The sequence below is a fragment of the Pseudomonas sp. FYR_5 genome, assembly GCF_043106315.1.
Classification (GTDB): domain Bacteria; phylum Pseudomonadota; class Gammaproteobacteria; order Pseudomonadales; family Pseudomonadaceae; genus Aquipseudomonas; species Aquipseudomonas putida_Y.
This window is the reverse complement of record NZ_JBICMK010000047.1, coordinates 156279-167028: the sequence shown is the minus strand read 5'-3', so window position 1 is coordinate 167028 and position 10750 is coordinate 156279. Positions and strand designations below refer to the sequence as shown.

The following is a 10750-nucleotide window of genomic DNA, read 5'->3' as shown; positions in this document are numbered from 1 at the left end:
TCATTTTGGACGGCGATGGCCATGTTCAGAACGCACAAGCAGGCTGAGATAAGCGGATTTGACGTCGCTACGCTCTCTGGGGAGGGGGTCCAGGTATGGCGCTACATTGAGCAGGCTCTTCATTGTCCGTGGCTATATGTATCCTGCCTTGAGCCAGATGCTGAGCTGCCAATGCGTAGAATGCTACTAATTGCGGACATCCATCTGTTTGAGGAATTCCTGAGACAAGATATTGGTGTCCGAACAGTGATCTATAGCGTCCAGCTAGTAAGCCCTGGTTGGTTAAATCTAAGTTCGAACTGGAAAATGGAAGATCTAATTAGTCTGAGCGAGGCGCAGGATCATCACGACAAGCATCTAGCGTACGTATATGGACTGGCTAATGGTCATAAGTACTGCGAAGGCCAAATCCAAAAGAAAAGGCGCATAAAATTTAGAGACATATACAAAAAGGCCTAAGCCAAACATTGGAGGAATTATGGGGGTAGGGTGCAAAACAGATGGGGAATTTCTCTCCCTTTTCAGAGAATTTTATAGGAGCCCTCTAAGCAACGCTTCTGTTGAGCTTTTGAAACAACTCGCGCTGGAGCTTTGGTATGGGGACCTTGACACTGAAAAACTAGTTGGCAACGAATTATCGAGTGAGTCTTTAAGTCCTTTGCAAGCGAGGAGAGCCATATATCTTGTGGATAGGTTGATCAGCTTTCCGTGTTTGAGTCGCAGTAAGGCAAAAGCACTAAGGAGCGTAGTTAAGGTCCAGGAGGCTCAACTAAAAATCCATTCACCCTCAAAAAGAGCTGAGCGGCTATTTAAAGAGCATAAGCTAGATAAAAAAGCTTTTGAGTGGGGGCTTCAGGAAGACATAACTATACAGATGAAAAGCCTACTCGGATATCAGACCCGGCATTTTGCAGCAGCTACAGGCCAGAAAAATGGTTACTCTGAATAGCGCGGCCAAATACACAAAATCGCTTACAGTATCGCTCAGTAATTCGTAGCTTTTAGAGAGTGCTTGTCGAGTTCCTTGCGCAGTGGAATGAGAACCTCCTCTAGATCTAATCCTTTCGCCAAGCAAATATTTGAAATAACAAATAGTGCCTCAAAGAGTTTGTCGCGCTGCTTGACCAATTCAGCATTTTCGGCCTGCAGATGCTTTATTCGCTCTTCAAATCCCAAACTGATCATCTCGGAGAGGAGGGCATCAATAGCCTCATATAGAATAGCTCCTCTCAACAATTTCTTCTTTACCATATGCTTTACTCCTCTGAAACTGAGCTTCGCCGATGGGTATCCTTGGAAGCGGTGATAGGTCGACCTGAAGGAAAAACCTGGCGTACCCCCTTCCCAAGATCAGTTGCAAGTGCTTTCTGCAAATTTTTAAGCTTGTGCTCCTGATCCTCTAGCCAGACGTCACTGCCAGCTTCACCACTACCAGCTTCGCGCATGATGATGATGGATTCCGCTAGCCGATCCGCTTGCTGTTGAAGATTATTCTTCTCTGATGGTGTTCCTAGCAGGTGGAGATGTGAACAGTCATTCCAGCATTGCAGGTGCTTAGGGCAGGGAGCCTGTGAGAAGTCGTGGACACAACCACCAAATGGAGTCACATGCAATGCCGTGGCGTGGATAGTCAAAAAAGCTTCAGCGGTAGTTATACCCTTGCTCTGTAAGAGTGCGTGATAGCTATCGGTCAGAGCCCCTTGCATCGTCCCCCTTCTAATTTCTGTATGAAGAAAGTCAATGCGGTCACGATAACTATTAAACGTTAAGAATTCCTGATGCTCAGCGACATCCTCTTCAATAGTCGTATGCTGATAATACTTATTTTGCTTTAAATTCTTCCTGCCCAGCGCCAGAGCTTGCTGGACGTCGCTCATCCCTGTTAGCTGATAGATGGTATTGCGCCAGTGGCGTGGTTGGTGGCTGGTCAAACGAATTGGCGATCCATCTGCTTCGAGTAATGAGCGACGCGTAAATATCGACGGATACCTAGGTTCAGCTCCCAAGGCTCGATTGATATCAATAAGCGTAACACGCCGCGGAATCGCTCGAAACACATTCTCATCGCGCCCCCCGAAACGAAACTGACCATCAAAAGCGATAGCGAGTGTTTCGCTGGTCTTGAGTAAAATAGTATATTTGCCTGCATTGTACTCCGTAAGTGCCACGTGCTCCTTGAGTTTTGGAGCTATAAGGCGCTCAATGTCACCTGCTAAATATCTGTGCCGTTTTATCTTTCCCGCCTTCGACGAGGTTGCGCCATCTTGGGGGAAAATCCCATTTCGGGTCAGATACAGATAGAGATTTCTTCCGTACTCTTGTTCGTTACTGAATCCCAGCCACTCCATGACCTGATCGTCCGTCAAAATCTCGTCTTGCGAATATCTCCATATACGCCCTGGGTTGTTTTCTTGCCTCGCCGCAATCTCCCTCTGTTCAGAAGTCAGTGCTTTTAATCGCTCAATGGCACGCTTAGCTAGGGGAATATCGCTCTCTGCTAGCCAATGCACTCGAGATTGGAATTGCTTTTCTGCAAAATATCTTATTCCGCACTCAATAATAGGTTTGCCGTGGGCATCAACTACAATATTGCCATCAGTATCTTTTATATTCCTTTCAATCCAGCAATCAAAAGGTATCACCGCAACCTCATTACCCCGTTGTCCTGTTGCGATCAATAAATCGATCACACGCAGCAAGATTTCCTCGCCCTCACTGAAGGGGTTATTCGAGCACAGGGCATACGCTTCCATCGCCTCGCGAGAAGGCAGCCGGTCATTAGACTTCCGCTGCTTTGTCGCACGATCGGGATCATGCAATGAAATATAATTGTGGCGGCGCTTCTCTGGTCTCGCATCATGCTCAAAATGGATAGCTATCTCGGTTAACTGCAGACTATCAATCGTATCGGCGATTACTTGTAGATGTGAAATTGCGTCATAAAAATTTTTGTAGCCACTCTCACGGAGGAAACCTACAACACGTTCGAAATCGCCCTGTGTCAATAGTGCGGGGGCAGATACGCCGCGCTCAAATAATGGATTATAGAGTCGGCGGACGGCAATGTTGTATGCAACCACCATTGAAAACTTCAGATTTCGCGTGCGTTGCAGATATACAATCAAGGCCTTACTGAATTCTTGAAATGCTAAGGGGAGCGGCCCTTTGTTCGGGGCAGGATAACCTGTCTTCTCGAGTGAATGTCGGTGGGTCTCGAAAGTAAGTGTATGTTTGCCAGGATCCCTTTGCGGTAGCCAATTTTCGACTCTCCAAAATGCTTCCGACCACGGAGTTGAAATCGGTAATAACCGAAAAATAGCCTGTTCTTGTGTAATAAAGCTTTCAAGGTTCTGCTTCGCCTTAGACAGCGCCATCTGCGTCATCCTCTGTGTGCTGCCGACAGCGCTCAATCGTAGCGCTTACCGCCAGGATGGTGATCTGATGCTGAGCGAGGGGCCGGTTGTGGATGAGGTCTCCGGCTTGTTCTGCCAGATCAATGAATCGCTGAGCTTCTAGTTGGAGCGCTTCTCTCACTTGTTCATGACGGCCATCTGCAAAGGGGTGAAATTTTTTGCAGGTGTAGCAGGCATAGACAGGATTGTAAGGGCAGTGCGTATGCACTGGGAGGGCGCACGCACCGATGTCTCCGATGTATTGTGTATCGATGACACTGCGGACGGCTCTTTCTGAGACTGTATCCCGGCGCGGGACAATTTCCCCGGTTAATAAACTATGCATAATGCGCCGATAGGAAGGGCTCTTTCCAAGTGCTTTCTCTTTAATCCTGGCAATGTTTGGAGTTGCTGTTACATAAGCACGCGCCGCTACAGTTCTGTTATGGCCGAGTAGTTCGGCAATCATATCCATTGGGGTGCCCTGATCAGCCAGGCCTTGTCCGAGGTGATGACGCAGCAGCATGGATACCTGATTTGGCTTTTCTATCCCTGCTTCACGTAGCTCATGTTTGAGGCCTTGACCTATTTCATTAACCGAAAGGCGCCTTCCACGACGACTGACAAATAACGGTTCGCAGCCGCTACCAAAACGGCGTTGAATTTCTGAAATGTGCCGTGAGATTTTCGCCCCAAGGAGGTTGGTTATTTTGCGAGGGCGTCGCTCAGGCATGCGCTGGCCGATCTTTTTGGCCATGGGGAGCCATAGAGTATAGTAGGTCTCGTGATCAGAACTTTCAATTAACTCAAAATCGACAATGTCTAGCGAATGAAATTGAATGGATCTTGGTGCGAGTTCGAAACCCAAGTGAAGCGCCATATTAAGCTGGATTTCCTCCCAAGAGCAAAATGATAAATCTCGTCCAATGCGCTTTAGCAACCGAATTTCTTCATCAAGCTCTAAGCTAGACTGCGAGAGAAAAATTCTTGCATACGGTTCAACCCGATCCGATATTGTATTCTTGACTTTTAGGTAAGATCTCGTGTCGAAGCCATTAATTCCTCTATTGTTTGCCCAACGATAAAACCCTCGAAATCCCACCAATGCTCTTCTAGATTTTTTTAACTCTTCAAGAGCTGACGTTAGTTCAATGGGCTCCCAAGGAAGCCCAGTCGCTAGGTTCGTATTAGATAAAAAGCGAAGGGAGTCTGCGAACATTGCCGCTGTTCGAGGCGCGTATTTCTCAAGTGCATAGGCCATGAAGCCCTTGCCAATTTCGATGAGCTCTGAGTTCAATTGAAGTACGGTCCAATCAATTGTCATTGCAATGCCACCGTCATACCACGTCCAGACGTTCAATCTAGTATCGACGTACCTTGGTTGGTCATTGGTGCGAGTTCGAATCGCAACATGAGCCGGTCCCTTGAACACGTAGGCTGGAGGAGAGGAGGAGGGTGATGCTTGTTCGTGATCGGCTGATTTAGCCACGACGAACCTCCTTAGCTGTCAAGTCGGCCCCAAGCTGCCGAGGCACGTTGAGCGTTATGGCGGTTGGCCGACTCGGCTAGATAACGACTTGCATAACGACGTGGCATCGCCGAAGTCTCAGCCCAACCGCAGACTCGCCGGAGTTCGTCCGTGGCGCGCTCCAGGTCGAGCCCACGCTGCTCGACTAGGTAAGCCAAGAAACGGTCGGCGAAGGTGTGGCGAAAGTCATGCGCAGAGAGTGTAGGCAACAAACCCGGATGAGCCAGTTCAATGGTCAGAAATAGCCGATCAAGGACGTTAGACAACGCGCGGATCGACAGCGGGCGGCCTCGGTCAGAGATGAACAAATAGCGGTACAGCAATTTCATTGGTTTGCCGTCACGCAGGGGGCGCCGTTCGCCCTGGATATAGCGCTCGTAGACCTCATACAACTGCGCGGAGATACCTACCGTCCGCCCGTGGGATTTCAGCGCAGGCTCTTCAGCGCGCGGGTCGCCTGGGTCATGCTCGCGATCATTGATGCTGACATAGGCATGCTGAGAACCCTGATTGATATCCGTGGTGTAGAGCTTCAGAAGCTCTCCGCGACGGATACCGGTCTCCAGCAGCAGTTCAATCATTAGCCAATTGCGCAACTGCAGTCGTTCCGGAAACGGATTCTCCGCGGCGCCCGGGCGAATCAGTGTGCGAATGATCTGGAGTTGGGTATCTGTCAGGCTTCGGTAACGAGTGCGGTTTGGCCGAGCATTGATTATATGGCTCTCAAAGCGCCGCTCAATGACGTCGGCGACATCTGCAAATACAACTTCGATGTTAGCCAGGGTGGTTGAGTTCTGGCGGGCCCGCGGCATGTAACGGGTGACGCACCAGGACAGGTACTGCTTCAGCAACCGCAGGTACTGGTCACGGGTACGCGTATCGATCTGCGGAAAAGGTGCCGCTTCAGCTTTGCCGATTCGGGCGACCAGGTTGTCGGCTTGACGGCCGCTTTGGAGCCAGATGGCGTAACCGTCCAGTAAAGCCAGAATCGACTCGAAGTGGCAGGCCAAGATGGCGTCATCAATATTGAGGTCACGGCTTTTGGCATAGATGTAGAAAGCCTGGATCGCGCGCAGATGTGCCGCAGTAGTGTTGTAAGCGCGGTACCTTAGCTTGAGTTGAACGTAGATGAACGGGACAAGTATGGGCAACGGCGCGGCGTTACCAGCCTGCACGAGCAGCGGTACACGCTGACCTGAAGAGAAACGGCACTGAATCAGCTTCATCGGCAGCCACCTCATTCTATGATTCGCCATGAACGCAAAGGACATGGCCCGTTGAAAGAGTGGATGTCAGAGACGGATTTGTCGAATCAGCAGCTTAGGTAACTCATGAACATCTATGACATAGCCTGTCGTTTAACATAATATGCATTATGGGCAACTTCATGCAGGGCTATCTGGGCCGTGGATGGACAGATTTGAAGCCAGGACAGCGACCTCAGCATGGTCACCCTGATCATAAACGATCACAGCGTCATGCAATCGGACAGCGACTACGATGAGCTACGTTACAACAAACTCAGCTCTGAACGCTCGGGATGTCTTCGGGATTTGACTTCCAGTGACTACGCCGGATCGGCGACAGGTGAAATATACCCAAGATCAAATCCTGCTATGGCGTTGTGAAATCAGGTTATCGTTCTGCTCGAGTGAACTTGCTGATCGAGCGGCCAAATATCGCTGTTCAAACCTTCAGTGTTGGGAGGAAATCGAAGCATCTGGTTTAGAGGCGCAATGACGTCATGCTGCGGCCCAGTGTGATCGCCGTGCTTGTAGATTTATCGGTCTGTCATCCATAGCTGACAGAACTGCCGCCGTCATGGCAGATCAGCGACACATGCCGATAGCATTTATGAGGCCGTAACGAGCACCGCCTTGGCCGCGCTCAGGTTCCTTGAATGCTGGCGGCGAAGATCCCTTGCTAGAGCTATTTTCTGGCTCAGTGCCTCATTGCAAGGAGCATCATTCATAGCCTTATCCTCACGCCAATACCCTTCATTATCTGGTGATATGCAAAGCATCACGAGCTCGTTGCTGTACGACGTAAATCGTACTCAGCCCACGCATTTTCCAAATATCGAGCACTGGTACGAAGCTCCCCAGGGCTACACATCAAGATGACCAGATCACGCCTTTCTGCACTGTGTCGCAGCGTCGTACGAGCATTACGGGCTCTCTGAGGGGGCGGCACTCAGTGATTTCTCCTGAAATGAGGCATACGTAAGAGGCTTCAAACCTTGGAAAAGATAAAGTACCCTGCCCTTTAAATGATGGTGTTCAATTATAACTATGCTAAATATTCATTTAGTAGAGTTACACTCAGTAAGTGCCGGGTGATCAGTTCGATCAAAACTTCGTTGTGTATCGTCAAACCCTGCCCTGACGACTGCGAAAGTTTTCCGCAACATTGAACAATCCCATACCGACGAGCATCGCGATCACGAACAGCCAGGCTTGCCAGTACCCCCCGGCGAGCAACACCAACGCCGGCCCCGGACAAACGCCGGCCAACCCCCAGCCTATGCCAAAGACCAGGCTCCCACCGACAAGTCGACGGTCGATGTCACGCCTGGCAGGCAGCTGTATCTTACCTCCCAGCGCAGCCGTGGTGTGACGCCGCGCCCAGGTCATAGGCAACAGTGCGGCACCTATCGCACCCACCATGACCAGTGCCAGCGACGGGTCCCACTGCCCGGCAATGTCGAGAAACCCTAACACCTTGGCGGGGTTTGCCATGCCGGATAGCAATATCCCCATGCCGAATAGCAACCCTGCAATGAAGCCACTGATCCGCTTCATTTCACGCTCCTGAAAAAAGATGCCTGACCACGAAGACCGTGGCAAAGCCGGCGGCCATGAAGCACAGTGTCGCCACTGCCGAACGGGGCGACAGGCGTGACAGGCCACAAACGCCATGGCCACTGGTGCAGCCACCGCCATAGCGAGTACCGAGGCCTACCAGAACTCCCGCGACCATAAGCAGCCAAGGCGCCATACTGAAATGAACCGGAGGCATTGCCGAGAACAGTTGCCATAAAAGTGGCGCGGCAATGAGTCCCAACAAGAAGCACACTTTTTCGCCCCGCCCTTCCCCGCCACTTTGCAGCAGAGAACCGAGCAAACCGCTGATGCCCGCGATGCGCCCGTTCGCAACGGCGAACAGCCCAGCGGCCAAACCGATCAGTGCCCCGCCTGCCAATGCCGACCACGGCGTGAAGGCAGCCATATCAACAAACATCTCAGCGCTCCATTGTCGTATTAGAGACAAAAACAGATTCCATCTTAACGCTAGAGAGCGACCTCATGACACTTCCCAGCATGCGGTGCCCGCGTCCAAGCCTGCTGCAGAAACGATAGAAGCGAAACAATAAAGTCAGCTGACCGGCGCAGACCTGATCGTCAGGATGCTGCACGGCGCATGGCTGAGAAGCCGCTCGGTGGTATCGCCGATCACCTTGGCCCAATGCCTGGCCTGCACGACGCCGACAACCACTGCATCGATCTTCAGCGTGGCGATGTAGGTCTTGATCACCCGCAGGGGCGCGCCTTCGCTGAAATACCGGTGCGTGTGGGCAACGCCATGTGCATCGGCCAACGCATCGAAAGGCAACTGCAGTGACTCACGTAACTGGTTCGCCCAGGGGCCGGCAAGGTCAGGGTTGGCCAGCATGGCGATGGGCAGGTCGTAAGCCGAGAGCAGGTGCAACTGGCCCTTGCATTGAGCAGCCAGTTGCTGACCTGCCGCGATCAGGGCATGGTTGAGGGCATCCTTGTGTGGCGACGGGTTGGCGACATCCACTGCGACCAGAATGTTGCGGGGGATGGCTGGGGCATTCGCCGGCACGAACAACAACGGCGTCTCGCACCCATGCAGCAACGCTTGGTCTAGCGAGGTCCGGGCGATCTGCTCGAGCAGGGAGTGGCCCGGGCAGTCCTTGATCACCAGGTCAGGTGCGTAGCGGGCAATGCAGGCTGGCAGTTGATCACGCGGATTGGAGGCTTCTACGGCCTCGAAACCTGGCCGAGCCCCCACGAACTGCTGCTCATCGAGCAGCGCTTTGAGTTCGGTGCTGAAGTGCACGAATGAGACCGAAGGTACCGGGTCCTCCTGCAATTCATGACGCAGGCGCAGTTCACCCGACTCATGGATGCCCAGTACTTGTAAACTTGCACCCGACGCCGCAGACAATGCCATGGCCCAGGACAGCGCTGTATTGGCTTGGGCCTCGGTCATGATGAGCAGAATCCGGCGATACGGCGTCATGGGCACCTCCCAGCGCGGCGTTTGGGGTGTATGCGATTGTCATTATCGAAGCCGGCGCTGGTTCGTTCTTGATAAATATCAAGGCCCCCAGGCGCCATAGCGCCACTTTACGGCTGAACCGATGCGCCGTCATCGGGGCGGCCATCACTGTCCTCTACCGACTCCAGGCGCGCATCGTGGCTCGGGTTTGCCAAGGATTGATGCGCGCGATCTGGCTCGAAGCGTTCCCGCCGTTACTGCCGCAGGCCAATGAGCTACCATCCATGCGTTGGTCGACAACTTGAAATGAACCGCCACACAGGGCAAGAGTACCTTCGCGATGTTCACTGTCACGCTGATCAACATGCTGGTCGTGATACTGGTGGTGATCATTCACTACGAATGCCTGCTGCGCCTGAATGACTGGCTACCCCGCCTCAAGCTCTGGAGCCGGTTTCGCATCGTAGCGGGCGTGTTCGGCGCACTGCTGGCCCATGCGCTTGAGGTCTGGTGCTTTGCCCTGGTGTATTACCTGATGGCCCATGCCGACGGCTGGGGCACGCTCAGCGGCAATTTCGACGGGAGTTTCCTGGACTGCGTGTACTTTTCCTTCACCACCTATACCACCATTGGTTTCGGCGACATCACCCCTGACGGGCACCTCAAATACCTTACTGGCCTGCAGGCATTGACTGGCCTGGTGCTGATCACCTGGACCGCTTCGTTTCTCTTCCTGGAAATGCAGAAGTACTGGAAAGCCAAATAGAAGCCGGAGCGTCCTTGCTCCTGAAGCGTTCCCGAACGTCGTTCACTCGCTACTCTTGATCGGAATCACTTTTTCCGGGTGAATGGCTTCGGCACGCTTTGGCAGATGTACCCGCAGTACACCGTTGGCGAACTCTGCATTGATTTTTTCAGCATCGACTTCGCGGGGCAATTGGAAAACCCGCTCGAAGCTGCCGTAGTGCCGTTCTGACAGGTGATACTCCTTGCGCTTTTCGTCGCGTTCTTCCTGCTTCTCTCCGCGAATCACCACATTCCCATTGACCAGCTTGATTTCGATGTCCTTGTCGTCCACGCCTGGCAATTCGGCACTGATGCGAAATTCTTCGGCCAGTTCGCTGATATCCATCGCCGGCATGCCATGGCTGAAAAGGTCGCGACGCCAGAACGGCTCTACGTCAAACGGCGTGTGGCTGAACGGTGTGCGTAAAGGCCGGCGCCCGAAATCCTCGAACAGGCTGTCGATCTGGCGCCGTAACTGCTGGAATGGCCGCCACTGATCCGATGTTTCGGCGCTGGGCGGCGAAGCCTTGGCAGGCTGGGCGGCTGTGGGAGTATCAGGTACTTTCTTGGCTGCTTCGGACATGGCGACCTCCTCGAATGAGTTATGCCTCGCTGGGAGACGCCTTGATCTTGAGCCTGCAGCTAACCCCACGCTTGACCTTTATCAACCTGCCTGCGGCAACCTTTGCCTGCCCCTTTTGCTCCTGATCAACGGCCGGTGAGACTGCCGCCTAATGGGCTGGTAGCCGTGCAATTGACAACTATCAAGTCGGTGCAAGGCCATGCGACGAAACTGTAT

At 52.5% G+C, this 10750-nt stretch carries 9 protein-coding genes and 1 pseudogene; 2 read left to right on the top strand and 8 right to left on the bottom strand.

Annotation, left to right across the window (positions count from 1 at the left end):
* A pseudogene (locus ACF8RA_RS06820) lies at positions 1–459 on the top strand (hypothetical protein); the annotation flags it as partial.
* A gap of 525 nt (positions 460–984) precedes the next feature.
* Here the strand turns inward: ACF8RA_RS06820 and ACF8RA_RS06815 are convergent.
* The 7 genes from ACF8RA_RS06815 to ACF8RA_RS06785 form a co-directional block, all read right to left on the bottom strand.
* Entirely contained in the window at positions 985–1251 is a 267-nt protein-coding gene (locus tag ACF8RA_RS06815) for a hypothetical protein (protein ID WP_392518961.1), read from the bottom strand.
* A 5-nt stretch (positions 1252–1256) separates the two neighbouring features.
* Entirely contained in the window at positions 1257–3374 is a 2118-nt protein-coding gene (locus tag ACF8RA_RS06810) for a hypothetical protein (RefSeq protein WP_392518960.1), read from the bottom strand.
* Positions 3361–4881: a tyrosine-type recombinase/integrase gene (locus ACF8RA_RS06805; protein ID WP_392518959.1), complete on the bottom strand. Its 1521-nt coding sequence runs from the start codon at positions 4879–4881 to the stop codon at positions 3361–3363. The genes ACF8RA_RS06810 and ACF8RA_RS06805 overlap by 14 nt, the downstream gene beginning before the upstream one ends.
* 11 nt (positions 4882–4892) lie before the next feature.
* Positions 4893–6146, bottom strand: coding sequence for a tyrosine-type recombinase/integrase (locus ACF8RA_RS06800; protein WP_392518958.1), 1254 nt, complete (start codon positions 6144–6146; stop codon positions 4893–4895).
* Positions 6147–7289: 1143 nt separating this feature from the next.
* On the bottom strand, positions 7290–7721 hold the full coding sequence (locus tag ACF8RA_RS06795) for a DUF6691 family protein (protein WP_176684199.1): 432 nt from the start codon (positions 7719–7721) through the stop codon (positions 7290–7292).
* A gap of 1 nt (position 7722) precedes the next feature.
* Positions 7723–8160, bottom strand: a complete 438-nt coding sequence (locus tag ACF8RA_RS06790) for a YeeE/YedE family protein (protein ID WP_176684200.1) — start codon at positions 8158–8160, stop codon at positions 7723–7725.
* A gap of 135 nt (positions 8161–8295) precedes the next feature.
* A complete protein-coding gene (locus tag ACF8RA_RS06785; RefSeq protein WP_392518957.1) occupies positions 8296–9186 on the bottom strand; it encodes a universal stress protein in 891 nt (296 codons plus the stop codon).
* A 319-nt stretch (positions 9187–9505) separates the two neighbouring features.
* Here ACF8RA_RS06785 and ACF8RA_RS06780 point away from each other — a divergent pair, with 319 nt between their 5' ends.
* A complete protein-coding gene (locus ACF8RA_RS06780) occupies positions 9506–9931 on the top strand; it encodes a potassium channel family protein (protein ID WP_176684202.1) in 426 nt (141 codons plus the stop codon).
* Positions 9932–9973: 42 nt separating this feature from the next.
* Here ACF8RA_RS06780 and ACF8RA_RS06775 read toward each other — a convergent pair whose 3' ends face one another.
* Complete coding sequence (locus tag ACF8RA_RS06775; protein WP_392518955.1) at positions 9974–10534, bottom strand: Hsp20/alpha crystallin family protein; 561 nt, start codon at positions 10532–10534, stop codon at positions 9974–9976.
* Between the last annotated feature and the right edge of the window lie 216 nt (positions 10535–10750).